At 73.2% G+C, this 26,246-nt stretch carries 24 protein-coding genes; 10 read left to right on the forward strand and 14 right to left on the reverse strand.

Annotation, left to right across the window (positions count from 1 at the left end):
• Positions 1-148: 148 nt before the first annotated feature.
• Genes E4P38_RS17745 through pheS form a run of 3 tightly spaced genes read right to left on the reverse strand, consistent with a single transcriptional unit; the run spans position 149 to position 4,486 of the window.
• Positions 149-955 (reverse strand): SDR family oxidoreductase, encoded by an 807-nt coding sequence (locus E4P38_RS17745; RefSeq protein WP_135133285.1) that lies wholly within the window; start codon positions 953-955, stop codon positions 149-151.
• Positions 948-3,419 carry a phenylalanine--tRNA ligase subunit beta gene (gene pheT, locus E4P38_RS17750; protein WP_135133286.1) on the reverse strand — a complete coding sequence of 824 codons (2,472 nt, stop codon included), beginning with the start codon at positions 3,417-3,419 and terminating at the stop codon, positions 948-950. The genes E4P38_RS17745 and pheT overlap by 8 nt, the downstream gene beginning before the upstream one ends.
• Positions 3,419-4,486 (reverse strand): phenylalanine--tRNA ligase subunit alpha, encoded by a 1,068-nt coding sequence (gene pheS, locus E4P38_RS17755; protein WP_135133287.1) that lies wholly within the window; start codon positions 4,484-4,486, stop codon positions 3,419-3,421. Before pheS ends, pheT begins: the two co-directional genes overlap by 1 nt.
• 181 nt (positions 4,487-4,667) lie before the next feature.
• Between pheS and E4P38_RS17760 the strand changes: the two genes are divergently transcribed.
• Together E4P38_RS17760 and E4P38_RS17765 are read left to right on the forward strand one after the other, a co-directional pair.
• A complete protein-coding gene (locus tag E4P38_RS17760) occupies positions 4,668-5,510 on the forward strand; it encodes an EamA family transporter (protein ID WP_135133288.1) in 843 nt (280 codons plus the stop codon).
• Between the two features lie 71 nt (positions 5,511-5,581).
• Positions 5,582-7,840, forward strand: coding sequence for an EAL domain-containing protein (locus E4P38_RS17765; protein WP_135133289.1), 2,259 nt, complete (start codon positions 5,582-5,584; stop codon positions 7,838-7,840).
• 2 nt (positions 7,841-7,842) lie between these two features.
• Here E4P38_RS17765 and E4P38_RS17770 read toward each other — a convergent pair whose 3' ends face one another.
• Positions 7,843-8,145: a DUF4873 domain-containing protein gene (locus E4P38_RS17770; protein ID WP_135133290.1), complete on the reverse strand. Its 303-nt coding sequence runs from the start codon at positions 8,143-8,145 to the stop codon at positions 7,843-7,845.
• The gene (locus E4P38_RS17775; protein WP_135133291.1) at positions 8,145-8,834 is read right to left on the reverse strand and encodes a TetR/AcrR family transcriptional regulator; all 690 of its coding nucleotides are present in this window, start codon (positions 8,832-8,834) and stop codon (positions 8,145-8,147) included. The genes E4P38_RS17770 and E4P38_RS17775 overlap by 1 nt, the downstream gene beginning before the upstream one ends.
• Before the next feature lie 62 nt (positions 8,835-8,896).
• Here E4P38_RS17775 and E4P38_RS17780 point away from each other — a divergent pair, with 62 nt between their 5' ends.
• Positions 8,897-9,835, forward strand: a complete 939-nt coding sequence (locus E4P38_RS17780) for a diiron oxygenase (protein ID WP_135133292.1) — start codon at positions 8,897-8,899, stop codon at positions 9,833-9,835.
• Positions 9,836-9,840: 5 nt separating this feature from the next.
• Here the strand turns inward: E4P38_RS17780 and E4P38_RS17785 are convergent, their stop codons facing one another.
• The 5 genes from E4P38_RS17785 to E4P38_RS17805 form a co-directional block, all read right to left on the reverse strand.
• Positions 9,841-10,629: an RNA methyltransferase gene (locus E4P38_RS17785; RefSeq protein ID WP_135133293.1), complete on the reverse strand. Its 789-nt coding sequence runs from the start codon at positions 10,627-10,629 to the stop codon at positions 9,841-9,843.
• 133 nt (positions 10,630-10,762) lie between these two features.
• Positions 10,763-11,149, reverse strand: coding sequence for a 50S ribosomal protein L20 (gene rplT, locus E4P38_RS17790; RefSeq protein WP_135133294.1), 387 nt, complete (start codon positions 11,147-11,149; stop codon positions 10,763-10,765).
• Positions 11,150-11,184: 35 nt separating this feature from the next.
• Positions 11,185-11,379 carry a 50S ribosomal protein L35 gene (rpmI, locus tag E4P38_RS17795; protein ID WP_135133295.1) on the reverse strand — a complete coding sequence of 65 codons (195 nt, stop codon included), beginning with the start codon at positions 11,377-11,379 and terminating at the stop codon, positions 11,185-11,187.
• A 93-nt stretch (positions 11,380-11,472) separates the two neighbouring features.
• Positions 11,473-12,075, reverse strand: coding sequence for a translation initiation factor IF-3 (gene infC, locus E4P38_RS17800; RefSeq protein WP_135133296.1), 603 nt, complete (start codon positions 12,073-12,075; stop codon positions 11,473-11,475).
• A 301-nt stretch (positions 12,076-12,376) separates the two neighbouring features.
• The gene (locus E4P38_RS17805; RefSeq protein ID WP_245161114.1) at positions 12,377-12,874 is read right to left on the reverse strand and encodes a PH domain-containing protein; all 498 of its coding nucleotides are present in this window, start codon (positions 12,872-12,874) and stop codon (positions 12,377-12,379) included.
• A gap of 52 nt (positions 12,875-12,926) precedes the next feature.
• Between E4P38_RS17805 and E4P38_RS17810 the strand changes: the two genes are divergently transcribed.
• The 4 genes from E4P38_RS17810 (at position 12,927) to E4P38_RS17825 (ending at position 16,313) form a co-directional block, all read left to right on the forward strand.
• Positions 12,927-13,973 (forward strand): MBL fold metallo-hydrolase, encoded by a 1,047-nt coding sequence (locus tag E4P38_RS17810; RefSeq protein WP_209309170.1) that lies wholly within the window; start codon positions 12,927-12,929, stop codon positions 13,971-13,973.
• Positions 13,970-14,551 carry a uridine kinase gene (locus tag E4P38_RS17815; protein WP_245161115.1) on the forward strand — a complete coding sequence of 194 codons (582 nt, stop codon included), beginning with the start codon at positions 13,970-13,972 and terminating at the stop codon, positions 14,549-14,551. The genes E4P38_RS17810 and E4P38_RS17815 overlap by 4 nt, the downstream gene beginning before the upstream one ends.
• Positions 14,552-14,619: 68 nt before the next feature.
• Positions 14,620-15,735: a uroporphyrinogen-III synthase gene (locus E4P38_RS17820; protein WP_245161116.1), complete on the forward strand. Its 1,116-nt coding sequence runs from the start codon at positions 14,620-14,622 to the stop codon at positions 15,733-15,735.
• Between the two features lie 77 nt (positions 15,736-15,812).
• On the forward strand, positions 15,813-16,313 hold the full coding sequence (locus E4P38_RS17825; protein WP_135133300.1) for a flavodoxin domain-containing protein: 501 nt from the start codon (positions 15,813-15,815) through the stop codon (positions 16,311-16,313).
• A gap of 6 nt (positions 16,314-16,319) precedes the next feature.
• Here E4P38_RS17825 and E4P38_RS17830 read toward each other — a convergent pair whose 3' ends face one another.
• On the reverse strand, positions 16,320-17,726 hold the full coding sequence (locus tag E4P38_RS17830) for a nitrate/nitrite transporter (protein ID WP_245161117.1): 1,407 nt from the start codon (positions 17,724-17,726) through the stop codon (positions 16,320-16,322).
• Between the two features lie 147 nt (positions 17,727-17,873).
• Between E4P38_RS17830 and E4P38_RS17835 the strand changes: the two genes are divergently transcribed.
• From E4P38_RS17835 to E4P38_RS17845, 3 genes are all read left to right on the forward strand, one after another.
• A complete protein-coding gene (locus tag E4P38_RS17835) occupies positions 17,874-18,662 on the forward strand; it encodes a hypothetical protein (RefSeq protein ID WP_135133301.1) in 789 nt (262 codons plus the stop codon).
• A 106-nt stretch (positions 18,663-18,768) separates the two neighbouring features.
• Positions 18,769-19,275: a SigE family RNA polymerase sigma factor gene (locus E4P38_RS17840; RefSeq protein ID WP_245161118.1), complete on the forward strand. Its 507-nt coding sequence runs from the start codon at positions 18,769-18,771 to the stop codon at positions 19,273-19,275.
• Entirely contained in the window at positions 19,275-20,693 is a 1,419-nt protein-coding gene (locus E4P38_RS17845; protein WP_135133303.1) for a hypothetical protein, read from the forward strand. Before E4P38_RS17840 ends, E4P38_RS17845 begins: the two co-directional genes overlap by 1 nt.
• Before the next feature lie 41 nt (positions 20,694-20,734).
• On the opposite strand, the gene E4P38_RS17850 is transcribed toward E4P38_RS17845, so the two are convergent.
• Genes E4P38_RS17850 through E4P38_RS17860 form a run of 3 tightly spaced genes read right to left on the reverse strand, consistent with a single transcriptional unit; the run spans position 20,735 to position 26,213 of the window.
• Entirely contained in the window at positions 20,735-21,085 is a 351-nt protein-coding gene (locus E4P38_RS17850; RefSeq protein ID WP_135133304.1) for a Rieske (2Fe-2S) protein, read from the reverse strand.
• Positions 21,082-23,628, reverse strand: coding sequence for a nitrite reductase large subunit NirB (gene nirB, locus E4P38_RS17855; protein ID WP_245161119.1), 2,547 nt, complete (start codon positions 23,626-23,628; stop codon positions 21,082-21,084). Before nirB ends, E4P38_RS17850 begins: the two co-directional genes overlap by 4 nt.
• Positions 23,625-26,213, reverse strand: a complete 2,589-nt coding sequence (locus E4P38_RS17860; RefSeq protein WP_135133305.1) for a molybdopterin oxidoreductase family protein — start codon at positions 26,211-26,213, stop codon at positions 23,625-23,627. Before E4P38_RS17860 ends, nirB begins: the two co-directional genes overlap by 4 nt.
• Positions 26,214-26,246: the final 33 nt, after the last annotated feature.

Below are 26,246 nucleotides of genomic sequence, written 5' to 3' on the forward strand. Positions count from 1 at the left end.
GAAGGCCAGGGCCTGGTCGACATCCACGGGACGACGGGACAGGCGCTGGATCCCGTCGATCGTCAGCGGCGGCTGCGGCGGGACGACGTTGCCCACCTGCTCCCGCAGCTCCGGGTCGTCGGCCAGTCCGGCGAACGAGCCGTCGCGATCAGCCAAGCGGGTCGCCGTCCCCATAGGGCTTCAGGCGGAGCTGGCGGACGTCGTCCGCCGGCGTGCGGGACCGCAGCGTCTCGAGGTCGTCCTTGCCGGCGTGCAGGAACCTGCCCGACCAGGCGTCGAGCTCACCGGCCGCGATCGCGCAGACGACCTCGACCACGCGGGCCGGCTCCGTCCAGCCGGTGAAGTCGCGCCACATGTCCATCGACCGGGTCATGGGGGTGTCGACCACGCCGGGCGCGACGTCGAAGGCGAACAGGCCGCTGCCCTGGAAGGACAGCGCGAGAGCCTCGGTGAGCCGCATCAGTCCGGTCTTGGCGACGGAGTACGCGGAGTAGTCGCGGTTGGCCTTGGTGCTCATCCCGCTGGCCAGGTTCACCACGCGGCCGTGCCCGCGCGCCAGCATCCCCGGCACGACCGCGCGCACCAGGAGCTGGGCGCCGCGGACGTGTCCGGCGACGACGTCCCACCACTGGTCGGGGTCGGCCTCCCAGATCGGCACCTCGGCGACGTCGATGATCCCGGCGTTGTTGACCAGCAGATCGACCCGGCCCAGCTCGTCGGCCACCCGCGCGACGGCGGCGTCGACCGCGGCCCCGTCGGTGACGTCGGCGGCCACCGCCAGGGTCCGGGCGCCCGTGCTCTCGGCCACCTCGGCCATAGCCGCCTTCAACCGCTCCTCGTTGCGGGCCAGCCCGGCGACGGCGACGCCGCGTGCGGCCAGCCCCTCGGCCAGGCTCCGGCCGATGCCGCTGGACGCTCCGGTGACAAGGGCGACCTGACCGCGCAGCTCAGGCACGCAGCTCGGCTCCCGTCCGGCGGGCGGCCGCGGCCACGGCGGCATCGCGCACGGCCGTCGCCTCGTCGCTGGTGAGAGTGCGATCCGGCGCCCGGAGGGTCACGGCAAAGGCGAGCGAGCGCGAGCCCTCCGGCACCGGCGGGCCGGTATAGACGTCGAAGAGCCGCACGGCCTCCAGCAGCTCGCCTGCCCCCTCGCGCAGCGCGGCCTCGACCTCGGCCGACGGGACGGCGTCCGCCACCACGAGCGCCAGGTCGAGAAGCACCGGCGGGAAGCTCGAGATCGACGGCCCGATCGGCACCTCGGCCACCGGCAGGGCGTCGAGGTCCAGCTCCATGACCGACGTCCGGGCCGGGAGCTCCAGCGCGGCACAGACCCGGGGGTGCAGCTCACCGGCGTGGCCCACCACTGTCTCCCCCACGACCAGCTCGGCACACCGGCCGGGGTGCCAGGGAGGCAGTTCCCCCGCCCGCACCGTCAGCTCGACGCCCGAGGCGGCGGCCACGAGCCGGGCGGCCTGCACCGCGTCCGCCCACGTCGCCGGCCGGCCCTGGCCCCACCATCCGCGCGGCTCGCGATTGCCCGCGAGCGCCACGGCCACGTGCCAGGGCTGCTCGGGGACCGCGCCCAGCAGGGCCGCCAGCGTCGCGTCGTCCGGCCGGCTGTCGACGCCGGGCAGCGGGGCCGGCGCCCGGTTCCCGCCAGGGAACACCGCACCGTGCTCGAACAGTGCGAGGTCGCGCTGGCCGCGCGAGAGGTTCCGGGACAGCGTGGCGAGCAGTCCGGGGAGCAACGTCGTGCGCAGCCCCGGCTCCTCCTCCGACAGCGGGTTGCGGACGACGACGACCTGCCGCCGGGGGTCGTCCTCGGCCAGGCCCAGTGCGTCCAGGGCCGCCGTCCCGACGAACGGGTAGGACGGCGCCTCGACGTACCCGGCCTCCGCCAGCGTGCGGCCGACGCTGCGCCGGCGGCGCTGCACGTCGGTCAGCCCGCGGCCCGGGGGCGCGGTCGGCAGCACCGACGGGATGTCGTCGTACCCGGCGAGCCGGACGACCTCCTCGATCAGGTCGGCCGGGTCGGTCAGGTCGGGACGCCACGACGGCGGCGTGACGGCGAGCGGGTTGCCGCTCGCGTCGACGTCGCAGCCGACCGCGCCGAGGAACTCGACCACCTGGGCGGCCGTGTACGGGACGCCCGCCACTCGGGCGGGCTTCGCGGCGTCGAGCGCGATGGGCGGCCGCGGCGTGCGGGTGTCGACGTCGACCACCGCGCCGACGACCCGCGCCCCGCCGTACTCGGCCAGTAGTTCGGCGGCCCGGGCCAGGGCGACGACGGTCATCTCCGGGTCGACGCCGCGCTCGAAGCGCTTCGCCGCCTCGCTGGGCAGGCGGTGCCGCCGCGCCGTCCGGGCGACCCCGGTCGGCTCCCAGTGCGCCGCCTCCAGGAGCACGCTGGTCGTGCCGTTCCCGATCTCGGTGGACGCGCCGCCCATCACGGCGGCCAGGCCGATGGGTCCGGTCTCATCGGTGATCAGCAGGTCGTCGGGAGTCAGCGAGCGCGTGACGCCGTCCAGGGTGGTGAGCTTCTCGCCCTCGCGCGCCAGCCGGACGGTGATCGGCCCGGTGACGGCGTCCCGGTCGAAGGCGTGCATCGGCTGGCCGAGCTCGAGCATCACGTAGTTGGTGACGTCGACGGCGAGGGAGATGCTGCGGACGCTCGCCTGGGCCAGCCGCCGGCGCAGCCACCAAGGGGTGGGGGCGGTCGGGTCCAGGCCCTCCATGGCGACCATCGAGAAGCGGTCGCAGCGGTCGGGGTCGGCGACGCTCACGTCCCAGGCCGGCTCGCCCGACCACGCGGGTGGGGTGATCGCCCCGGGATCGCGCCATTCGGCGGCCAGGCCCGTGCCCATCTCGCGGGCGATGCCGCGCATGGACAGGCAGTAGCCGCGGTCCGGGGTGACGGCCAGCTCGATGACGACGTCGTCCAGGCCGACGACCGGAGCCGCGGGCGTCCCCGGGAGCGGCAGGTCGCCGCCGTCGGCTCCCAGCACCAGGATGCCGGCGTGGTCGTCGCCGACGCCCAGCTCGCGGACCGAGCAGATCATCCCATCGGAGACGTGGTCGTAGGTCGTGCGTGCCGCGATCTCGAAACCGCCGGGGAGCACCGCACCGGGCAGCGCGACGACGACGGTGTCGCTGACGGCGAAGTTCTGCGCACCGCAGACGATCCCCCGCGGCTGCCCCTCTCCGACGTCGACCCGGGTGTAGCGGATCGGCTTCTTGAAGCCGGTCAGCTCCTCGATCTCCAGGACCTTGCCGACCACGAGGGGTCCGGTCACCTGCTCGGGGCGGTGGATCTCCTCGACCTCGAGGCCGAGGCGCACGAAGGCGGTGTCGAGGTCCTCGACGGACGTTCCCCCGGGAACGTCGACGTACTCGGCCAGCCAGCCGATGGGGACCCGCATTACTGGTCAACTCCGAACGATCGCGTGAACCGGACGTCGCCCTCGACGATGTCGCGCATGTCGCCGACGCCGGAGCGGAACTGCAGGGCGCGCTCGATGCCCACCCCGAAGGCGAACCCGGAGAACTCCTCCGGGTCGATGCCGCAGGCGATGAGCACGCGCGGGTTGACCATCCCGCAGCCGCCCCACTCGACCCAGCGCGGGCCGTCGCGGTGCTCGGGGAACCAGACGTCGAACTCCGCCGACGGCTCGGTGAACGGGAAGTACGACGGCCGCCAGCGGGTGATCGCCTCGGCGCCGAACAGGGAGCGCGCGAGGTGGTCCAGGGTGCCGCGCAGGTGCGCCATCGTCAGGCCGCGGTCGACGGCCAGCCCCTCGACCTGGTGGAAGACCGGGGTGTGCGTCGCGTCGAGCTCGTCGGTCCGGTAGACCCGCCCGGGCGCGACGACGTAGATCGGCGGCGTGCGCGACAGCATGGTGCGGGCCTGCACCGGGCTGGTGTGGGTGCGCAGCACCAGGCCGGAGTCCTCGGGCGCGACGAAGAAGGTGTCCATCATCGTGCGGGCCGGATGGTCGCGGCCGATGTTGAGGGCGTCGAAGTTCAGCCACTCCGCCTCGAGCTCAGGGCCGTCGGCGACCTCGTACCCCATGCCCACGAAGATGTCGGCGATCCGGTCGGTGAGCGTGGTCAGGGGGTGCCGGGCACCGCGCGGGATGCGGTCCCACGGCAGCGTGACGTCGACCCGCTCCTCGGCCAGCACGCGCGCGTCGCGCTCGGCCTCGAGCTCGGCCAGCCGCGCCTCGTAGGCCTCCTGGACCGCCTGTCGCGCCGCGTTCACCCGCTTGCCGGCGTCCGATCGCGCCGCCGGAGGCAGCGCCCCGAGCTCGCGGCGGGCCAGCAGCACCGGGCCCCGGTCGCCGAGATGGGCAGGGCGGACGACGGCCAGCGCCTCGAGGTCGCCGGCCGCCGCGAACGCCTTCTGCGCGGCGCTCACCGCGTCGTCGAGCGCCTCGGGAGAGAGCGCGGCGACCTGCTTGGGGTCGTAGGGATCATTGGCGCCGGACACGGGAGGCCATTCTGCCCGCCGGGACTCCCCGCCCGCGCCCGGGTTCCGATGCGAAGATGCCGGCGCGTCGCGAGCAGCGGCGTCCTGGCTCACCGCAACGGGTCCTGGCTCACCGTCGACGCTGAGCCAGGACCCCGGATGATCAGGTGACCTGGTCATCAGCGGGGATGCGGAGGTGCGCGTGGCGGTCGTGCTGGCGCTGGGTTCAGCCCTCGTCTACGGTGCGTCGGACTTCCTCGGCGGGCTGGCCAGCCGGAAGGCGTCCGTCTTCGGCGTCGTCGCGCTGTCCCAGCTCGCCGGCCTCGCCGCGCTCCTCGCGCTGCTCCCCTGGCTCGGCGGCCCGGTCACCGTCGCCGACCTGGCCTGGGGCGCGTCCGCGGGCGTCCTGGGCTCCACCGGCCTCGTCGTCTTCTTCCGCGCGCTCTCCCGCGGAGTGATGAGCGTGATCGCGGCGGTCACCGCCGTCACCGCGGCCGCCGTCCCGGTGCTCGTCGGCCTGCTCAGCGGCAACCGCATCGGACCGTGGGCCGGCGCCGGCATCCTGCTCGCGCTGCTGGCCGTCGTGCTCGTCTCCGCCGAGGGCGGCCTGGCATCGCTGCGCGCGGCGCGGCCGGCCAGCCTGACCGCGCCGCTGATCGCCGGGGCGGCCTTCGGGCTGTTCTTCGTGCTGCTCGACCGCACCTCCGCCGATGCCGGCCTCACCCCGCTCGTCGCGGCGCGGCTGGCCTCGGTCGTGCTGGTGGTTCTCGTGGCGCTCGCCGGGAGGCAGTCGCTGCGGGTGGGCCGGTCAGCACTCCCCCTCGTCCTCGTCTCCGGGGTCGGCGACATGACCGCCAACGCCCTCTTCCTGCTCGCCACCCAGCAGGACGGGCAGCTGGCGATCACCGGCGTCCTGGCCTCGCTCTACCCCGTCAGCACGGTCGTGCTGGCGCAGGTGCTGCTGCGCGAGCGCCTTGTCCGCGCCCAGGTCGCCGGACTGGCCGCCGCCGTCACCGCCGTCGTCCTCATCACGCTGCCCGGCTGACTCGTCCCCTCTGGGGGGATCCGGCTCCTCGTCGACTCCCGCAGCGGGGCGCATCCGCCGATGTCAGGAACGTGGCGGACTTCCAGGACCCCGACGGGCGCGCGCTCGAGGCAGCGCTGCAGCCCGGGGGCGTGCACAGCGTGTTCCAGCCGATCATCGAACTCGACACCGGCCGGGTGGTCGCCTACGAGGCACTGGCCCGCGGTCCCGAGGGTCCGCTGCAGCGGCCCGACCTGCTCTTCGCCGCCGCGCGCGAGGCCGGCCGGCTGGCCGAGCTGGACGAGATCTGCCGCGCCGCGGCGTTCCGCGGTGCCGTCGCGCAGGGGCTGCTGTCGCCGCTGACCGTCTTCGTGAACGTGGAGCCGGAGGTCCTCGACACCGCTCCCCTGGACGACCTGCTCGCCATCGCCGAGGGCGCGCCGCACGACCTCCGCATCGTCATGGAGATCACCGAGCGGGCGCTGGCCGCCCGCCCGGCCGAACTGCTGCGCACCGTGGAGCGGGTGCGGGCTCTCGGGTGGGGCATCGCGGTCGACGACGTGGGGGCCGACTCCATGTCGCTGGCCTTCCTCCCCCTGCTCGCCCCCGACGTCATCAAGCTCGATCTGCGGCTGGTGCAGGAGCGCCCCGGCCCGGCGATCGCCGAGATCATGAACGCGGTCAACGCCCACGCCGAGCGCACCGGGGCGGTGGTGCTCGCGGAGGGCATCGAGACTGCTGAGCACCTGGCCACCGCCCGCGCCCTGGGCGCCACCCTCGGGCAGGGCTGGCTCTTCGGCCGGCCCGGGCCGGGAGTCGCGCCGGGGCTGGTCCCCGGTGAGCTCGCCCTTCCGGGAGCGGGAGCGAGCGGTCCCGCGGATGCCTCACCGTTCGGCTGCCTGCCGACGACCGTGCCGCTGCGCCGGTCGGCGAAGGCGCTGCTGATCGAGCTGAGCAAGCAGCTGGAGCGCGAGGCGATGCGCCTGGGCGACACGGCGGTCGTCGCCGCGACCTTCCAGGAGGCACGCCACTTCACGCCGTCGACCACCCAGCGCTACCGCGACCTGGTCGAGCGGACCGGCTTCGTCTGCGCACTCGGCGAAGGCCTGCCCGTCGAACCCCTGCCCGGTCTGCGCGGGGCCGACCTCCGCCCCGACGACGTGGTGCGCGGTGAATGGGACGTCGTCGTCCTCGGCCCGCACTTCAGTGCCGCCCTGCTCGCCCGCGATCTCGGGGACGACGGACCGGACCTGGAGCGCACCTTCGAGTACGCCCTCACCTACGACCGCGCGACGGTCGTCCGTGCGGCGCACGCCCTGTTGTCGCGGGTCGCGCCGCGGCTGGCGCCCGCCGTTGCCGGGGTGCCCGACGTCCGCCGTCCCGGAACCGTTCCCGTCCCCGCGCTCCGTAGGGTGCCGTCGGACGGCGACGCCCTGGTGCGCAGCGCGCTGTCGGCGACGACGAGCGGCGTGACCATCGCCGACATGCTGCAGCCCGACCAGCCGCTGGTCTACGTCAACGAGGCCTTCCAGGAGCTCGCCGGCTTCCCCGCGTCCGAGGTGCTCGGCCGCAACTGCCGGTTCCTGCAGAGCCCCGACACCGACCCGGCCGCGGTCGCCCGCATCCGGTCGGCCATCGACCGGGGCGAGGAGTGCCGGGAGACCGTGCTGAACCTGCGCGGACCGGACCGGACGCCGTGGTGGAACGAGATCCACCTGTCACCGGTCGTCGACCCCGCCGGCACGGTCGTCCAGTACATCGGTGTCCAGCACGACGTGACCGCCCGCGTCGAGGCCGAGCGCGCCCTGCTGCAGGAGCGCGACCGCAACCAGGTCTACCTGGCCCGCATCGAGGAGCTGGCCTACACCGATCCGCTCACCGGCCTGCCCAACCGTCGCCGCCTCGAGGAGCAGGTGGAGACGGCGATCTGGTCGGCCCGTACCGGGCAGGACACCCTCGCGCTGCTCTTCGTCGACCTCAACGGCTTCAAGGCGGTCAACGACTGCCTGGGACACGCGGCCGGCGACGAGCTGCTGCAGTCGGTGGCCCGCACGTTGCGTGGGCGGCTGCGGCGCGGCGACCTGCTGGCCCGGCTCGCCGGCGACGAGTTCCTCGTGGCGCTGCGCGGACTGGACCCCGCGACCGCCGCCGAGGAGGGGCGGCGGGTCGCCGACGAGCTGGCCGCGGCGGTGTGCGCACCCGTGGTCCTCCGCGACCGGGAGGTGGCGGTCGGGGCGAGCGTCGGCGTGGCCGTCTACCCCGCCGACGGCGAGGAGTTCGCGACGCTGCTGCACACGGCCGACCTGGACATGTACGCGCGCAAGGCTGGGGACCGCGGCGCCCGGCGCTGAGCTCAGCCGGCCGCGCCGCCGTCCAGCAGTTCCACCGGGAACGGCGGCCGGCCGGTCCCGGCGAGCCGGGTGTTGCCCCAGGGGTCGGTCTCCGTGGCGTCGGCCCGCGCGGTGCCGTGGGGTGTCGTGATCTGGACCGAGGTGCGGGGCGCGAGCTGTGCGTCCACCCGTCCGGTCCAGACGACGTGGCCGGCGAGCGGGTCGAACCGCGCGGCCAGCGCCGCACGGGCCGTCCGGGGCGGTGCGCCGTCCACCGCGACGGTGACCTCTCCCTCGTAGCCCTCCGGGGCGTCGTGGTCGCTCATCAGCGCCGCAGCGGCGGGAGCAGCGCGGCCAGGCCGCCGTCGGCGAGCGCGACGAGCTGCTCGACGAGTTCGGGCGCGGGCACCGTGCGCGCCGTCGACCACCAGTGGGCGGCCAGCTGCACCATCCCGACGACGCCGTAGGCCCACGTCCGCGCGGCGTCGGCCGGGCGGCCGGCCTCGGTGAGCCGGGCGGCCATCACCACGGCCAGCGCCTCGGCGATCTCGTGCTCGGTCGCGGCCACGAGATCGGCCCGGCCCGATCGTCCCGCCTGGGCGTAGGCGAAGCGGTACAGCTCGGGCTCGTCCTCGATCAGGGACACGAACGCGGAGATGACCGCGCGCAGGCCGGCGCGGTCGTCCTCGTGCTCGACGGCGATCTCCCCGAGCAGCCGCGGCAGCAGGATGGCGTTCGAGATCCGCTCCAGGACGGCGTCGACGAGCTCGTCCTTGTCGGTGAAGTAGCGGTAGATGACCGTCTTGGACACCCCAGCGCTGCGGGCCACGTCGTCGACGGCGAAGTCGGGGCCGGCCAGCCGCACGGCCTCCACGGCAGCGGCGACGAGATCCTCGCGACGGGCCCGGCGGTGCTCCGTCCAGCGCGCGCGGCGGCCGTCCTGAGCCGGCAGCGGCGCCTCGACGGGCTCCCCCGCCCGCGGCGGCGCGCCCGGAAGGTCGGCCACACGTTGCATGTGTTTCACGGTAACAGCTACCTTTCATCACAGCCGCACTCGACGTCTGGGGGAACCCGCCGATGACCGCCACCCTGTCCACACCTATGCCCACCGATGGCACGGGACAGTCAGGCAAGAAGCCCGTGGACCGTCAGGCCCTGTCCGCCCGACTGCTGGGCTCGGCCGCCAAGAAGTCCTACGACCCTGTCGTCGACATCGACTGGGCCGCCCCGATTCCTGCCGACCTCTACGGTCTGTCACCGGAGTGGTCGACGCTCTACGGCACGCCGATGTGGAACTCACTCAGCGATGAGCAACGCGTCACCCTGACCATCCACGAGTACTGCTCGATCTCCGGGGTGGGCATCTGGTTCGAGTGCCTGCTCATGCAGCTGGTGCTCAAGGACATCTACGGCGACGACCCGGCCCAGCCACACGTCCAGTGGGCGCTCACCGAGATCGCCGACGAATGCCGGCACTCGGTGATGTTCGCCCGGACGGCGGAGACGTTCGGTGCGCCGTCCTACCAGCCCCCGGCGTCGATCCTCCGGCTCGGCAAGGCCTTCGTGTCCCGCTTCGACGGCCCCGCCGCGTACGCCGCGATCCTGGTCGCCGAGGAGATCCTCGACATCTTCCAGCGCGACCTCATGAAGGACGAGCGCGTCCAGCCCCTGACCAGGGCGACCAGTCAGATCCACGTCGTGGAGGAGGCCCGGCACATGCGGTTCGCCCGCGAGGAGATCGTCCGCCGGACGCCGGAGCTGTCCCGCTGGCAGCTGCGCCGGCACCGCGCCGGGGTGGCGTCGGTCGCGGCGATCGTCGCGGACAACCTGGTGCAGCCGGAGGTCTACGCCTCGGTCGGACTGGACCCGAAGGAGGCCAAGGCGGCGGCCCGGGCGAACACCCACTACGGCGACAAGCTGCGGGACGCTTCCGCCGGCCTGGTCGCCTTCCTGCGCGACGTCGGCCTGGTCGGCGGAGCGTCCGAGCTGCTCTGGAAGCGCGCCCGCCTGGTCTAGTCGCCTCAGCGCTGGGCGAGCTGGGTCGTGTAGAGGCAGATCGCGGCGGCGGCCGCCAGGTTCAGGCTCTCCGCCCGGCCGCGCATCGGGATCCGCACGCGGGCGTCGGCAAGCCGCGCCAGCTCCGCGGGGACACCGCGGGCCTCGTTGCCGAACAACCAGAGCACCGGCCCCATGAGCTCGGTGGTCAGCTCGTCGAGCGCGGCCTCTCCCCCGCCGTCGGCGGCCAGCACGGTCACCCCGGCCGCCTGCAGCGACTGCACCAGCGGGGCCAGCGGCGCACCGCGGACGACGTCGACGTGGAACAGGCTGCCGGCGCTGGCCCGCACGGCCTTGCCGCCGTAGGGGTCCGCCGAGCCCGCGCCGAACACCACCGCCGCGGCACCGCAGGCATCCGCCGTCCGCAGGATCGTGCCGGCGTTACCGGGATCGGCCAGCTCCGACAGCGCGACGACCAACCGGGGCGGTACGGCGATCAGGCTCTCGGCGGACACGTCGCGCAGGGCGCAGACGGCGACGAGGCCCTGCGGTGTGACGGTCTCGGACAGGCCGGCCGCGGCCTTCTCGGTGACCAGCCGGACGGGCACGTCGGTCGAGGCCAGCAGGTCGCGGTGTGCTGCCGCCGCGACCTCGGTGGCGAACACCTCCTGGACGCGTGACGAGCCGGCGAGGGCCTCGACCACGGCCTGACGGCCCTCGGCGAGGAACAGCCTCGCGTCGTCGCGTCCCGTTCGGCGGGTGAGCTTGCGCGCAGCCACGATCCGGGCGGAGCGCTCGGTGAGCAGATCGGTCATGGACGTTCCCTCCGGACACACGACGACGCCGTCGGTGCCGACCCCGGGGGGCCGGTCACCGACGGCGTCGTTCGGCCCTCGTGCAGGGACCCACCGCGAGCCTGCGAGTGGTGGGGGGCAGGAGGGTCCTTTCTCAGGCAGCGTCGGTCGCGGTCGCCGGAGCGGCGGCCACGGCGGCGCGCGAAGTCTCCACCAGCGCGGCGAAGGCGGCCGGCTCGTTCACGGCGAGCTCGGCCAGGACGCGACGGTCCAGCTCGATGCCGGCGAGCTTGAGCCCCTGCATGAACCGGTTGTAGGTCATGTCGTTCAGGCGGGCCGCGGCGTTGATCCGGGTGATCCACAGCTTGCGGAAGTCACCCTTGCGCGCCTTGCGGTCGCGGTAGGAGTACGTCGCCGAGTGGAGCAGCTGCTCCTTGGCCTTGCGGTACAGCCGGGAACGCTGACCGCGGTAGCCGGCAGCGGCCTCCAGGGTCGTCCGGCGCTTCTTCTGGGCGTTGACCGCCCGCTTCACGCGTGCCACGTGAGAGCTCCTGTCTTCTCGTCAGTAAAGGGCGGTCAGAGACCGAGCAGCTTCTTCATCCGGGGGGTGTCAGCCTTGGACAGCACACCGGTGCCGCTCACCCGGCGCTTGCGCGAGGAGGACTTCACCTCGAACTTGTGCTGGTTGTTGGTGTGCTCGCGAACGAGCTTCCCGGTGCCGGTCACGCGCACGCGCTTCGCGGTGCCCTTGTGGGTCTTCTGCTTCGGCATGTCCCTCGTCCTGTTCGTCTGTTGTCGGTGCGTCGTCGGCCCTCGTGCAGGGCCCCGCCGCGAGCGTGCGAGTGGTGGGGGGAGTGTCCTTCGTCAGGCGCTGGGCGCCTGCTCCTCGGCCGCAGTTGCCTCGTTCGCCGTGGCCTTCTCCTGCTTCGCGGTCCGGCGGGCGGCGTCGGACGCTGCCTGGTTCCGGTGCGGAGCGATCACCATGACCATGTTGCGGCCGTCCTGCTTCGGGTTGGACTCGACGACGCCCAGCTCGGCGACGTCAGCGGCCAGCCGCTGGAGCAGTCGGTACCCCATCTCCGGGCGGGACTGCTCCCGGCCGCGGAACATGACCGTGATCTTGACCTTGTCGCCGCCCTTGAGGAAGCGCTCGACATGGCCCTTCTTGGTCTCGTAGTCGTGCGGGTCGATCTTGAGGCGCAGCCGCATCTCCTTGATGACGGTGAGCGCCTGGTTCCGCCGGGCCTCGCGGGCCTTCTGAGCGGACTCGTACTTGAACTTGCCGTAGTCCATCAGCTTGCAGACCGGCGGCCGGGCCATGGGAGCGACCTCGACGAGGTCGAGCTCCGAGTCCTGGGCCAGTCGCAACGCTTCGCCGATCGACACGACGCCGACCTGCTCACCCTCCGGGCCGACCAGGCGGACCTCGGGGACACGGATACGGTCGTTGATGCGGGGCTCGGTGATGGCCTCTCCTCTGCTCTTGCCTGTGAGGAGTCGCCCGTCCCGGACGCCGACAGAACGAAGGCCCCGGGAGCATCAGCTCACGGGGCCCACTCGCCGGTGTCGCACGCACCCGAGGGCGCGTGCATGTCACGACAACCGACCGGTGGCCGGCTCTCGCGATCCGGGGACCTGAGCGCCTGGACGGCGTCAGGTGGGAGCGGGCTCCTCTTGGATCAGCGGCCCGGGAAGGGCCACTGGATGGTTCGCGTGCCTCGATGAAGCAGGGAGGCGCGCTCACCCTACAGCGCCGTGACCCCCGAGGTCATTCCCGGGTGGGGTACAGCAACGGCGGTGGGGTCGGCTCCTGGGCCTGCGCGGCGGCCAGCAGCGCCCGGAGGGCCTCGACCGCCTGCGCCGCACGCTCCTTGTCCACCGCCTGCACGGCGAAGAGCGCGACCTCGTCGTCGTTGCGCAGGATCAGCGACGCCCACGACGACTTCCGGTCGAAGGCGACCGACCGGACCGCCGACCAGGGCAGCTCGTGCTGGAGGACGACGTTGCGCCAGCGGATGCCGTCGGCGTCCGCGTCGACGCGGGAGCGCCCGAGGAACAGGATGCCGGCGCCCAGCACCAGGCCGAGCCCGGCGATCGCCACCTGGTCGACCGGACCGAACTCCACCACGCCGGTCGAGTTCGACTGGAGGGACAGCGCGACCAGCCCCATCACGACGACGACCACCGCCGCCGCCAGGGCGCACAGCAGCCGCATGCGCCGGGGCACGGCCGAGACCGGACGGGCCGGCGGGGAGGAATCGGTCACCCGTCCATGGTCGCAGCATCCGGCCGGGGCGTTGCTGGCAGAGTGCGAGGACGTGGAGATCACCGGCGCGGCCCAGCACGAGGCCTGGCAGGCGCGAGCCCTGCCCCCGATCGAGCAGCTGCGCCCCGACCTCTGGTCGATCCCGGTGCCGATGTTCGGCCCGCTGCGCTACGTCAGCGTCTACGTCGTCGCCCTCGACGGGGGCGGCCTCGGCCTGATCGACACCGGCTGGGACAGCGACGAGGGCTGGACGGCGCTGACGAAGGGGCTCACGTCGATCGGCGCGGGTGTCGAGGATGTCCGCGGTGCGCTGATCACCCACATGCACGGCGACCACAACGGGCTGTCCGGGCGCGTGCGGGAGGCCTCGGGCGCCTGGATCGCCATGCATCCGGCAGACGTGGCCGTCATCGACCGCCCCGGCGGCCGGGACCCCGAGCAGTTCGTGCGCGACCAGATCGAGTTCCTCGTCGGTCTGGGGGCCTCGCGGGTAGAGGCCGAGGGCGACGTCGGCCGGCCCGAGGACATGGAGATGGTCCGGCGGACGGCGATCCCCGACCGGCTGATCGAGCACGGCGAGGTGGCCGACCTGCCGGGTTGGTCGCTGCGCGCCGTCCACACCCCCGGGCACACCCCGGGTCACCTCTGCTTCGCCGAGGAGCGCACCGGGCTGTTCTTCGCCGGCGACCACGTGCTCCCCCGGATCAGCCCCAACATCTCGACGATCACCGGCGGCGCGCCCGACCCCCTGCGCGACTACCTCGAGTCGCTGGCCGCCGTCGGGACGACAGAGCCCGCCGAGGTGCTGCCGGCCCACGAGTGGCGCTTCCGCGGACTGAAGACGCGGACCGACGAGCTCATCGCCCACCACGAGCACCGGCTCGGCGAGCTCCTGGACGCGATCCGGGCCAACCCGGGCAGCACCGCCTGGCAGCTGGCCGGCCACCTGACCTGGTCGCGCCCCTGGGACCAGTACGAGCGGGGCATGCGCATCTTCGCCGTCACCGAGACCGACGCCCATCTCCGGCTGCTGGCCAGCCGCGGCGACATCACCGGCACCGGCAGCCCGGCACCCACGTGGACGCTCGCCGTCCGGTGACCGGCTTCGCGGATCTGGCGGAGCGGATCCGCGCAGCGCCGCCGCGGCTCGGCGACACCCGGCTGGTCTGCATCGACGGACCTGCCGGGTCGGGCAAGACCACCTTCGCCGGACGCCTGGCCGGCGCGCTCGGGCACCGGACCGGACTCGTGCACATGGACGACCTCTACGCCGGCTGGACGCTCACCGGCGCGGCCGCGCGGCTGTGCACGGGCGTCCTCCGCCCCCTGGCGGACGGCCGGGCCGGCGGTTACCACCGCTACGACTGGGCGGCCGGGCGCTTCGCCGAGGAGACGGTGCCGGTGCCGGTCGCCGAGGTGCTGGTCGTCGAGGGCTGCGGCAGCAGCCCGCGCTCGCTCGACCGCTGGACCACCCTGCGGATCTGGGTGGAGGCGCCGCAGCCGCTGCGGTTGGCCCGCGGCCTGGCCCGCGACGGCGACGAGCAGGCCGACCACTGGCAGGAATGGCAGCGAGAAGAGGCGGCCCTCTTCGCCGCCGAGGACACCCGCGCCCGCGCCGACCTCCGGGTGGACGGCGCCGGGGTCACCCCGGCCGGCGGGTTCGTCCCGCTCGACTGACCCGACCGTGCGATGGATCTCATCGCCAGGACACATTCCTGGAACGCGCGCGCAGCACGATGGGGGTCGTGACGGAGACGGGAACCGACGACGCGAGCCTGCCCCTGGCCGGCTACACGGTCGCGGTGACCGCTGCCCGGCGCAAGGAGGAGCTCGGCGCGCTGCTGGACCGCCGAGGGGCACGGGTCGTCTACGCCCCCGCCATCCGCATCGTGCCGCTGTCGGACGACACCGAGCTCGTCGCGGCCACCCGCGAGGTCCTCGCCAAGCCCGTCGACCTCGTCATCGCGACCACCGGCGTGGGCTTCCGAGGCTGGCTGGAGGCCGCCGACGCCTGGGACCTGCCCCTCGTCGAGCACCTGCTGCCGGCTCGGGTGCTGGCCCGCGGCCCCAAGGCGCGCGGCGCGATCCGGGGCGGCGGCCTGATCGATGCCTGGTCACCGGAGTCCGAGTCCTCGGCCGAGGTGCTCTCCCACCTGCTCTCCGGTGCGGAGGGTCCGCTCGAGGGCCGCCGGATCGCCGTCCAGCTGCACGGTGACCCCCTGCCCGACCTCGTGGCGGGGCTGCGCGAGACCGGCGCCGAGGTGCTCACCGTGCCGGTCTACCGCTGGGTGCTCCCCGAGGACGTCTCCCCCGTACGCAAGCTGGTCGCCTCGATCGTGGCCGGCACCGTCGACGCCGTGACCTTCACCAGCGCTCCTGCCGCCGCCAGTCTGCTGACCGTGGCCGACGAGCTGGGCCAGAAGGCGGAACTCGTCGCGGCGCTCAAGGACCGTGTGCTGCCGATCGCGGTGGGCCCGGTGACGGCAGGTCCGCTGGACGCCGAGGGCGTGGCGAGCTCCCAGCCCGAGCGGGCGCGGCTGGGGGCGCTGGCCCGCGAGGTCGTCGCGCGGCTGCCGGAGCGCGATCCGGTCCTCGAGATCGGCGCCCACACGCTGCAGGTCCGCGGGTTCGCCGTCGTGCTGGACGGCCGGGTGGTCGAGTTGCCTCCAGGACCGATGGCGGTGCTGCGCGAGCTGGCCCGCCGTCCCGGTCACGTCGTCCCCCGGTCCGACCTGATCGGCTCGCTGCCCGGTGGCAAGGACGGTCACGCGGTGGAGATGGCGGTGACCCGGTTGCGCGCGGCGCTCGGGGCGCCGGTCGTCGAGACGGTCGTCAAGCGGGGCTACCGACTCGCGCTCTGAGCGATCCCCTTCCCGTCGCAGCAGCAACGGTCCACATTGAGCACGGACGACGTCCGAGCCGATGGGGAGGAACGGCCATGACCGTGCTGATCGCGTACGCGAGCCGGGCAGGAGCGACCCGCGGGGTGGCCGAGCGGATCGCGACGCGGCTCCGGAGCTTCGGCCTGGACGTGCACCTGGACCCGCTCCTCGGCCGTGAGGAAGTGGGCCGCTTCCAGGCCGTCGTCCTCGGCAGCCCGATCTACTCCGGGGAATGGGAGACGGAGGCGGTCGACTTCCTCCGCCGGAACGCACCCGCCCTGGCCGGGCACGCCCTGTGGACCTTCAGCGTCGGCTGGGTCGGCAGGGACGGCACCACGCACGACGCCAAGCACCTGGAGGAGATCAACCGCCTGGCCCAGGCCCGCGAGCACCGCTTCTTCGTCGGCGCACTCGACTCGGCCGACCTGCCCCTGGTCCAGCGGCTCGCCTTCCGGATGAGGGGCGGGCGGTCCGGCGACTTCCGGGACTGGGCCGCGATCGACGCCTGGACCGACGAGATCGCCCGTCAGCTCACCGCCAGCACCAGCGCGCGCTGACGCCCCTCACACGCCGGCCATCCGGGCGTTCGGCCGCAGGTAGACCACCCAGGTGACGGCGACGCAGACGACGTAGAAGGCGATGAACACCAGGTAGGCCGAGTCGCCGGTGCCCGTCGTCATGAAGGACTGCCGGAACGCGAGGTTCACCAGCACCCCACCGAAGGCGCCGATCGCGCCGGCGATGCCGATCAGCGCACCCGACATGCGCAGCGCCTTCCGGTCGGCCACGTGGGTGTCGACGCCGTCGGCCACCGACTGCTGCGCCTGCGTCCGGAAGATCGCCGGGATCATCTTGTAGGTGGAGCCGTTCCCGACGCCGCTGAGGACGAACAGCAGCACGAAGCCGACGACGAACAGCGGCAGCGACTCCAGCTGACTCGCCGTCCAGACGACGCCGGCACCGAGCGCCATGGCGACGAAGTTCCAGCAGGTGATCCGGGCCCCGCCGAACCGGTCCGCGAGCGTGCCGCCGACCGGGCGGATCAGGGAGCCCAGCAGGGGGCCCAGCCAGGTGACCGACGCGGCGGCCAGCGGGGTGGCGAAGGAGTCGGTGAACTGGTTCTGCAGCACCTGGCCGAAGGCGAAGCTGAACCCGATGAACGAGCCGAACGTCCCGATGTAGAGGAAGGACATGATCCAGGTGTGCGCCTCGCGGGTCGCCTCCCGCATGGCCTTGGGCTGGTTCTTCGCCGAGGTCAGGTTGTCCATGACGAGGGCGGCGCCGACGGCGGCGAGCACGATCAGCGGGATGTAGACGGCCAGGATCACCCGGGGGTGCTCGGCCCCCGCTGTCGCCAGGACCAGCAGACCCACCAGCTGGACGACGGGGACGCCGAGGTTGCCGCCGCCGGCGTTGAGTCCGAGCGCCCAGCCCTTGAGCCGGTCGGGGTAGAAGGCGTTGATGTTGGCCATCGAGCTGGCGAAGTTGCCGCCGCCGACGCCGGCGAGGGCGGAGACGACGAGCAGGGTCGTGAAGGAGACGCCGGGCTTCAGCACGATCGCGATCGCGATGGTCGGGATGAGCAGCAGGGCGGCGCTGACGATGGTCCAATTCCGGCCGCCGAACTTGGCCACGGCGAAGGTGTAGGGCAGCCGGACGAAGGCGCCCAGCGCCGTCGGCAGCGTCGTCAGCAGGAACTTCCCCGCCGGGTCGATGCCGAAGACCGGCTCGGGCAGGAAGAGGACCAGCACCGACCACAGGCTCCAGATCGAGAACCCGATGTGCTCGGAGAAGACCGAGAAGAAGAGGTTGCGGCGGGCGACCTTCTTGCCGGTGGACTCCCAGAACTGCGGGTCCTCCGGCCGCCAGTCGTCGATCCACTTCCCGGACCTGCCGGACGGCGGCTGCGGTGGGGCGGCGACCGTGTTCTGGGTCATCGTCGTCTGGGCGGGCTGGGTGGGTGCGGCCATGGGGACGACGGTCGCAAGGGCCGGTTTCGACGGCGTCGCCCTGCGGGTGAACCCGTGTTCCGTTTCCCTCACGGCGGCTGCCCCGCAGTGGTGAGGGCACCGACCGCCGGTGTGCAGGAGCCGCGACGAACCGACGAAGATCACCGGGTGACCGCATCCGAGGAGATCGTGACGAGCCGGGCGCTGGTCGAGGCCGGGAGCCCGGTGGCCGGCTCGATGAGCCGGGCCGCGGCCACCGTCGTGTTCGATCCGGAGTCCGCCCGGGTGCAGGTCGACCCGCAGTTCGCCGCCTGCCTGCGCAGCGTCGCGGCCGAGGCATCCGCCCTGACCGTGCCGCGCGAGCGGGTGCGGGCGGGGGCGGCGGTCGCCTTCGCCGTCGAGTACGCGGCCACCCAGCACCGCAACGGCCGGCCGGTGCGGGCCGACGGCTGGTTCGCCCCCCGCACCGGGAACCGGGCGGCGGCCGAGGAGATCACCGAGCAGGTCGTGGCGGCGGCCCGGCGGTCGGCCGACGAGCGCCGGGTCCGCCACCTGGGCTACCTCCTCGGCGAGGCCGCCCTCTCCCCCGACGTCGACGCCGAACTCGTCGGGCGGGCGCTGCGGATCGCGGAGTCGCTGAGCTGGCGTCAGCTGGCGCTGCTGGCCGGCGTGGGGCGCCGCAACCGGGCGCCCCTGCCGATGGCGCCGCTCGAGGACGACCCTCGCGCGTGGACGGCGTGGGGCGCCCGGGAGGACGTCGCCGACCTGCAGCGTGCTCTCCTGCTCGACCCGCCGGTCGCGGCGTCCCGCCCGGGTCCGGTCCTCCCCCGGCTGCGGATGGCCGACCTGCGGCTGACCCGCCGCGGCGTGCTCGTGCACCGGCTGCTCGTGCTCGACCTGCTGCACGACGACGCCGTCACCGCGGCCCTGGCCGACCTCGGCCTCCCGCGCTCCTGATCCAGACCGGACTTCCCGCGTGGAAGTCCGGACAGTGCAGCTCCCTGTAGGTCTCCGACGGCTCCCGATGCGTGTAGGAGTCAGGAACCTGCGAAGGGGGCCTCCCGTGCGCACCGAGGACAGCCAGAGCTTCACGGAGTTCGTGTCCGCGGAGCAGGCGGGCCTGCTGCGGCTGGCGATCCTCCTCGCCGGTGACCGCGGGCATGCGGAGGACCTGGTGCAGATCGCGCTGATGAAGAGCTACCGGCACTGGGCGCGGATCAGCCGCTCGGGGACACCCTCGGCCTACGTCCGACGAGTACTGGTCACCTCGCACACGAGCTGGCGCCGCCGGCTCTCCACGACCGAGCAGGTCATGGAGACACTGCCAGAGCGGGCCGGTCCGTTGGGGATTCCCGACGCCGAGGACGAGGAACTCCGCCGCGCGCTGCGCGCTCTGCCACCGAGGATGCGGACCGCTCTGGTGCTGCGCTTCTACGAGGACCTGTCCGAACAGCGCACGGCCGACCTCATGGGCTGCTCGGCAAGCACGGTGAACACCCAGACCACCCGCGGGCTGACCCGCCTCCGTGACGCCCTGTCGGCGCGTGACCGCGTGCGGGAGGAGCAGTGATGGAAGAAACCGAGCTGCGAAACCGTCTCGACGCGCTTGCCGAGAGGACGGCCCCGCCGGCGCGGGAGGCCGCCGATCTCACTACCTCGGTCGTCGCCCGGCACCACGCCCAGCGGCGGCGCCAGTGGGCAGTGGCCGCCGCGGTCGTCGCCGTCCTCGTCCTCGTGCCCGCCGTGAGAGCGCTGACGGCACATGAGCCGACCCCCGCCGCACCACCCAGCGAGCAGGTCGACGTCTTCGGCGGGCCCACCCGGGGCTCGCTCGCGGACGACACCGCGCTGATCGACGCCATCCAGCGGCTCCCGTGGATCCGCGCCGGTGATCCACCCGACGACGGGCCGTCGATGACCGACCTCCACGTGGTGTGGGCCGACGACGTCGAGACCGAGCGCTGGGCGCTCGTCGCGGGCATCGTGGCGCCCGCCCCTCCGGCGGTGCCTGCCGACGACGCACCTCTGGCAGTGGCCTGGTTCGTCGGCCCGCGGGGAGCGACCGCGGACCAGCTGGCCATGCAGCACCTGATCCGCGACGTCGACCGGCACCTACCCACCGCCCTGACGGGGTATCGGACCGGAGGCGGCGTGTTCCACTCGACCACCGTGGTCGTCGCAGCGCCCGAGGACCGCATCGAGGTCTCCCTCCGTCCGGAGATCGCCGCCTCCGGAACCGTCACGCGACAGTTCGAGGACGTGCCCCCGCGGGAAGGCGTGGCGGTCGTCTTCGACACGCACGCCGCGATCGGTGATCCGACTCTGCATTACCGGGTCCTCCGGAACGGCGCCTACGTCACCCTCCGACCGGACAGCGAGGTCGACTCCGTTCCTCCGCTCGATCGAGACCCCACGGCGGAGGTTCCCGTGGAGCGGCTTCGCGACGCACCGTCGGGGCACCCCGGCGACTCGGCGGCACCCACGATCATCGCGGACCTGCTCGCCGGCACCGGCCTGCCGCCCGACCAGCTCGTGGCGACCGTCCTCTGGGCCGGTGACCTGCCCAGCGTGATAAGCGAAACGGCCCGAGCCACGGTGATGGCCGTGCGGCTCCCCTCCGGCGCCATCTACGTCGACGGGGTCCTCGGACTGGACGGGGGCGCGGGACCGTTCGCAGTCCACTGCGGTTCCGAGCTCCGAGCCGCCACACCTGTCGAGCGGCTGGTCGTGGTGCTGCACTGCTCGTCCGTGCCGCCGTCGGACCCGCCGGACGCCGGTGAGCGGCTCATCGTCCTCGGCCCACCGGAGGCGACCACGGCACGGCTGCTGGACGCACAAGGTCAGGTGCTCGGCAGCAACCCGATGGTGGACGGCGTGGCCGTCGTGCCGATGCCGGACAACCTCGCCACCGTCGAGGTCCTCGGGGCCGGCGGCGACACCCTCGACGCACGCGCACCCATGGGTGTCGCGGACCTCACCGGCGACTGACCCGCACCGCCGCCGTCCGGACGTTGCGCGCCCAAAGTCCGTCAGACCTCGACGACGAGGTAGCCGTCCCGCTCGCGCACGGGGTACATCCGTATCGGGCTGCCGCCGTTGGTCGAGGCACCGTCGGACCACCGATAGGCGTACTGGTGCAGCGGGCAGACCAGCACGTTGACGTCGGACAGGCCGTCGGCCAGCGGCCCGCCGGCGTGCGGGCAGGCCGCCTGCGTGGCGTGCAGCGAGCCGTTCCGCAGCCGGAACACCGCCACCTGCTCACCGGCCACGACGAAGGTCCGGCCCTCCCCCATCGGGACGTCGTCCACCATGCCGACGGTGTGGGCCTTCGGGCCGGCCGCGGTCGCGGGGGCGGCGGTGGTCACGTCGGTGATGCTCATCGGACCGGCACCTTCGGGAGAGCGATCAGCGGCAGGGACGGCCGGAACTGGCCGGCAGTGGCCGGCTCCTTCGCGTCCTGGCCCCACGGGTCGGTGTAGGCGTCGATCGAGCGCTGGATGCCCTCGTCGAGGTCGGCGACGATGCCCTCGCTGTCCTCCAGGAGCACCTGCTGGATCTTCTCCAGGCCGAGGCGGGGGACGAAGTCGTACGTGCGCTCCAGCCAGTTGGCGTTCTCCCGGTAGTACTGCATGAAGCGCCCGGTGAGCGTGAGCACCTCCTCCGTCGAGGAGACCGTGGCCAGCAGGTCGCCCTTGCGCACCGACGCCCCGGCCGCCCCGCCGACGTAGACCTCCCACCTGCCGTTGCCGATGGCCACGACCCCGACGTCCTTCACGTAGGCCTCGGCGCAGTTGCGCGGGCACCCCACCACGGCGAGCTTCATCTTCGCGGGACTCTCGATGCCCTGGAACCTGGTCTCGAGGTCGATGCCGAGCTGCGTGGAATCCCCCAGCCCGAACCGGCAGAAGTCGGACCCGACGCAGGTCTTCACCGTGCGGAAGCTCTTGCCGTAGGCGTACCCCGACGGCATCCCGAGGTCGTCCCACATGGCCGGCAGGTCCTCCTTGCGGACGCCGAGCAGGTCGATCCGCTGGCCGCCGGTGATCTTCACCATCGGCACCTCGTACTTCTCGGCGACGTCGGCGATCTTGCGCAGTTGCGCCGGCGTCGTCACGCCGCCCTTCATCTGCGGGACGACGGAGAAGGTGCCGTCGCGCTGGATGTTGGCGTGGACGCGGTCGTTGATGAACTCGCCGTCCTTCTCGGGGATGACGTCGTGGCCCCAGAGCATCTTCAGCAGCGACGTCAGGCCCATCTTCGACTTGGCGTCGTCCTGACCGCCCGGGGCGAGGGCCGCGAAGACGGCGGAGACGCTGCGCAGGTCCTGCTCGCGGATGGCGGCCATGAGCTCCGGCTTGGCCATCGGGATGCCGGGCACGTACCAGGACGCCGACGGGTCCTCGACCAGTTCCCCGTCGGCCGCCCACTCGACGATCTGCTTGACCAGCGACTTGCAGGAGCCGCAGCCTTTGCCGGCCCGCGTGCGGTCCATGACCTCGCCGACGCTGCCGCAGCCCCCGGCGACCGCGCCGCAGATGTCGCCCTTCGACACCCCGTTGCAGTTGCAGACCTGCGAGTCGGCGGGCATCTCGGCGACGCCGACCTCCTCGGCGCCGTCGGAGAGGTCGACCAGCAACCGGATGCGCTCCTCCGGCAGCGGCGCGCCGCGGTCGAAGGCCTGCGTCAGGAAGGCGACCTTCCGGGTGTCGCCGAGCAGGGTCGCGCCGACCAGCTTGTCGTCCCGGATCACCACCGAGAGGTGCACGCCGCGCTTGGGCTCGGAGATCACCAGGAACTCGTCGTCGTCCCGTTCCGGGGTGTTGATGCCCATGACTGCGACGTCGACGCCGGCCACCTTGAGTTTCGTCGCCGTCCGGCTGCCGTGGTACTCGGCCGTGGGGTCAGTGCCGGTGAGCACGTCGGCAAGGACGACGGCGTGCTCCCAGGCGGGCGCGACCAGGCCGTAGACCTCGCCGCGGTGCTGGGCGCACTCGCCGATCGCGTAGATGTCGGGATCGTCGGTGCGCAGCTGGTCGTCGACGACGATGCCCCGCTCCACCTCCAGCCCCGATCGGACGCCGATGTCGGTGTTCGGCCGCACGCCGGCAGCGACGACGAGCAGGTCGGCCTCGAGCTGCCGGCCGTCGGCCAGGCCCACGCCGCGCACGCGGTCGCCGCCGATCACCTCGGTGGCGAAGACGTCCAGGTGGACGGCGATGCCGAGGGACTCGACGCTCTTCTTGAGGATCGCCCCCGCCTCGGCGTCCAGCTGCACGTTCATCAGGTACGGCGCGGCATGCACCAGCTCGACCTGCAGGCCGTGACCCTGCAGGGCCCGCGCGGCCTCGAGGCCGAGGAGTCCGCCGCCCATCACGACCGCGCGCCGGCAGGAGCCCGTCGCTGCCAGCATCGCCCGCGTCTCGTCGATGGTCCGGAAGCCGTAGACGCCCGGCAGCAGGCCGCCGTCGTCGGCGCGGACGCCCTTCATCGGCGGGACGAAGGAGTAGCTGCCGGTGGCGAGCACCAGGTGGTCGTAGGGGGTCGCGGTGCCGTCGGCGGCGTAGACGAGCTTCGCCGCGGTGTCGATCCGGTCGGCGCGGACGCCGGCCCGCAGGCTCACGCCGTTGTCGGCGTACCAGTCGTGGCTGTTGAGGACGATGTCGTCCTCGTGCTCCTCGCCGGCCAGCACCGGCGACAGCATGATCCGGTTGTAGTTGCCGTGCGGCTCGTCGCCGAAGACGGTGATCCGGAACTGCTCGCCTCCCCCGCGCTCCAGCACCTCTTCGACGAAGCGGGCCCCGGCCATGCCGTTGCCGACCACGACGAGGCGGGACCGGGTGTCGAACTCGTCGTCCCCCAGGCTGATGGCCGTGAGGCCTTCGGGGCGGCCACCGAGGACTGGGTGGGTCCCGACCATGGTCATACCTCCACCAGCCCGAGGTCGATCACGATCTCGCCGGTGACGCCCTCGGGCGCGGCGGCGTGCAGCTCCACCACGGTGCCGCCGGTCAGGTCCTCGACCACCCGGAGCGGGACGTGGACGTCGCTCTTGGCGCCGATCGGGAACCAGCGCATCGGCTCGCCGTCGCGCAGCAGCAGGACGTAGATCAGTTCGCCGGTGGAGTTGCCGCCGCGGAAGTACAGCGCCTGGGCCGACAGGCCGTTCGGCACCGTGTACTTCAGGGCCGGGTCGATCGGGCCGGGCTTGGACAGGCCCTCCCCGGTGATCGGAAAGACGCCTTGCAGGAACCGTGGGCTGCTCTTCACGAGGGTGCTCCTCTTCCGGGACGGGCTGCGGGGTTCGGGGGCGGTCGGTTGCTGGTGTGCCGTCGGCTGGGGCTGGGTGGCGGCGGCGGGCGGGGCGATCAGTTCGGCGGGCCCGTCGACGCGGGCGACGGCGACCGCGCAGACCTTGAAGGCGGGCATCTTGCTGACCGGGTCCAGCGCGTCGGCGTCGGTCAGCGCGTTGGCGCTCGAACCGCCACCCCAGTGGAACGGGGCGAAGACGACGTCGGGCCGGATGGCGTCGGTGATCAGCGCGTGGAATCGGGCCCGGCCGCGGCGGGTGGTCAGCTCGACGACGTCGTCGGCGCCGATGCCCAGCCGACGGGCGAGGTCGGGGTGCATCTCCGCCCTGGCAGTGGGCGCGACCAGCTGGAGGCTGCGGGTGCGCCGGGTCTGGGTGCCCGACTGGTACTGGGCGAGGATCCGGCCGGTGGTGAGCACGTACGGGTAGTCGGCGTCGGGTCGCTCGTGGACGTCGACGTGCTCGACGCGGAGGAACCGGGCCCGGCCGTCGGGGGTGGCGAATCGGTCGGCGAACAGCCGCGGCGTCCCGGGGTGGTCGGTCGACGGGCACGGCCAGAAGACGCCCTGCTCGTCGTCGATCCGTCGGTAGCTGATGCCGGAATAGTCGGCGGCACCCCCGGCACTGGCCCGGCGGAGCTCCTCGAAGACGGTCTCGGCGTCGCCGCTGAAGTGCTTCCCGGCACCCAGCCGCTCGGCGAGCGTCGCCAGGAGCTGAAGGTCGTCGGGGACGGCCGCCGGCGGGTCCAGCGCACGCCGGCGGCGGATGACCCGGCCCTCGACGTTGGTCATCGTGCCGTCCTCCTCCGCCCACATGGCGCTGGGCAGGACGACGTCGGCGAGCTCGGCGGTCTCGGAGAGGAAGAAGTCGCTGACGGCGAGGAAGTCCAGATCGCCGAGCCGGCTGATCACCCGGCGGGCGTCCGGCGCGCTCACCGCCACGTTGGAGGCCAGCACCAGCAGGGTTCGGACGCCCCCGTCAGTGCCGAGGGCGTCGAGCAGTTCGAAGGCCGACTTCCCCGGCATGGGCAGGTCGTCGGGGTCGATCCCCCAGACCGCGGCGACGTGCGCGCGGGCCGCGGGGTCCTTCAGCGAACGGTAGCCGGGCAGCTGGTCGGCCTTCTGCCCGTGCTCGCGACCGCCCTGGCCGTTGCCCTGCCCGGTGACCGTGCCCCAGCCGCTGCCGGGACGGCCGGGCAGACCCAGCGCGAGGGCGAGGTTGATCCAGGCCTGCGCCGTGTCGGTGCCGTTGCGGTGCTGCTCCGCGCCGCGGGCGGTGAGGATGATCGCCTTCTCGGCGCGGGCCAGGGCGAACACGGTGCGCCGCTGAGCCTCGACGGGTACGCCGGTCAGCCGCTCCACCCGGTCCGGCCAGTAGGCGCCGACCCCGGCGCGGACGTCGTCGAAGCCGGTGGTCCGCTCCCCGACGTACTCCTCGTCGACCAGCCCTTCGGACAGGGCGATGTGCAGCAGGCCGTTCGCCAGCGCGAGGTCGGTACCCGGCAGCGGCTGCAGGTGCAGGGCGGCGTTGCGGGCGGTGGCGGTGCGCCGCGGGTCGACGACGAAGTGCTGGGCGCCCTTCTCCCGGCCGGTGTCGAAGTACTGCATCGCCGGCGGCATCGTGTCGGCCGGGTTGCTGCCCACGAGGACGACGACGTCGGCCTCGGCGATGTCGCTCAGCGGGAACGGCATGCCGCGGTCGAGGCCGAACGCGCGGTTCGCCGCCCCTGCCGCCGAGGACATGCAGAACCGGCCGTTGTAGTCGATGGCGCTGGTGCGCAGGGCGACGCGGGCGAACTTTCCGAACTGGTAGGCCTGCTCGTTGGTCAGCGACCCCCCGCCGAAGCAGCCGACCGCGTCGCGTCCGTGCGTGGCCTGGGTGCGCCCGATCGCCGCGACCAGTTGGCCGAGGGCGTCGTCCCAGGTGGTCTCGACGAGCGGGCTGGTGCGGTCGCCGGGCGTCGCGCGGACCAGCGGACGCAGCAACCGCTCGGGGTGGTCGAGCAGCTCGGTGGACGACCAGCCCTTGGAGCAGAGGCCGCCCTTGTTGGTCGGGAAGTCGGCCGGCACGAGGGTCGCCGGGCGGTCGCCGGCGGTCACGTTCATGCCGCACTGCAGCGAGCAGTAGGGGCAGTGGGTCAGCGTCGTCCGCGCCGTCCCGAGCCCGCGGGCGGCGGACTGCGGGGAGGCGGCGGCGGGCATGCGTCGAGGGTCTGTCGCTGTCGTTTCCGCATC

Origin of the sequence: Blastococcus sp. CT_GayMR16 (genome assembly GCF_004570875.1) — a bacterium.
Classification (GTDB): Bacteria; Actinomycetota; Actinomycetes; order Mycobacteriales; family Geodermatophilaceae; genus Blastococcus_B.

What these genes read in the sequence shown, in the direction of transcription:
- pheT (WP_135133286.1), bottom strand. Translation starts at nt 3,419, where the DNA reads ATGCGGGTCCCCATCGGCTGGCTGGCCGAGTACGTCGACGTTCCCGGG.
- E4P38_RS17825 (WP_135133300.1), top strand. Translation starts at nt 15,813, where the DNA reads ATGACCGTGCTGATCGCGTACGCGAGCCGGGCAGGAGCGACCCGCGGG.
- E4P38_RS17845 (WP_135133303.1), top strand. Translation starts at nt 19,275, where the DNA reads ATGGAAGAAACCGAGCTGCGAAACCGTCTCGACGCGCTTGCCGAGAGG.
- E4P38_RS17860 (WP_135133305.1), bottom strand. Translation starts at nt 26,213, where the DNA reads ATGCCCGCCGCCGCCTCCCCGCAGTCCGCCGCCCGCGGGCTCGGGACG.
- E4P38_RS17785 (WP_135133293.1), bottom strand. Translation starts at nt 10,629, where the DNA reads ATGACCGATCTGCTCACCGAGCGCTCCGCCCGGATCGTGGCTGCGCGC.
- E4P38_RS17780 (WP_135133292.1), top strand. Translation starts at nt 8,897, where the DNA reads ATGACCGCCACCCTGTCCACACCTATGCCCACCGATGGCACGGGACAG.
- E4P38_RS17775 (WP_135133291.1), bottom strand. Translation starts at nt 8,834, where the DNA reads ATGCAACGTGTGGCCGACCTTCCGGGCGCGCCGCCGCGGGCGGGGGAG.
- rpmI (WP_135133295.1), bottom strand. Translation starts at nt 11,379, where the DNA reads ATGCCGAAGCAGAAGACCCACAAGGGCACCGCGAAGCGCGTGCGCGTG.
- E4P38_RS17830 (WP_245161117.1), bottom strand. Translation starts at nt 17,726, where the DNA reads ATGGCCGCACCCACCCAGCCCGCCCAGACGACGATGACCCAGAACACG.
- nirB (WP_245161119.1), bottom strand. Translation starts at nt 23,628, where the DNA reads ATGACCATGGTCGGGACCCACCCAGTCCTCGGTGGCCGCCCCGAAGGC.
- E4P38_RS17850 (WP_135133304.1), bottom strand. Translation starts at nt 21,085, where the DNA reads ATGAGCATCACCGACGTGACCACCGCCGCCCCCGCGACCGCGGCCGGC.
- E4P38_RS17770 (WP_135133290.1), bottom strand. Translation starts at nt 8,145, where the DNA reads ATGAGCGACCACGACGCCCCGGAGGGCTACGAGGGAGAGGTCACCGTC.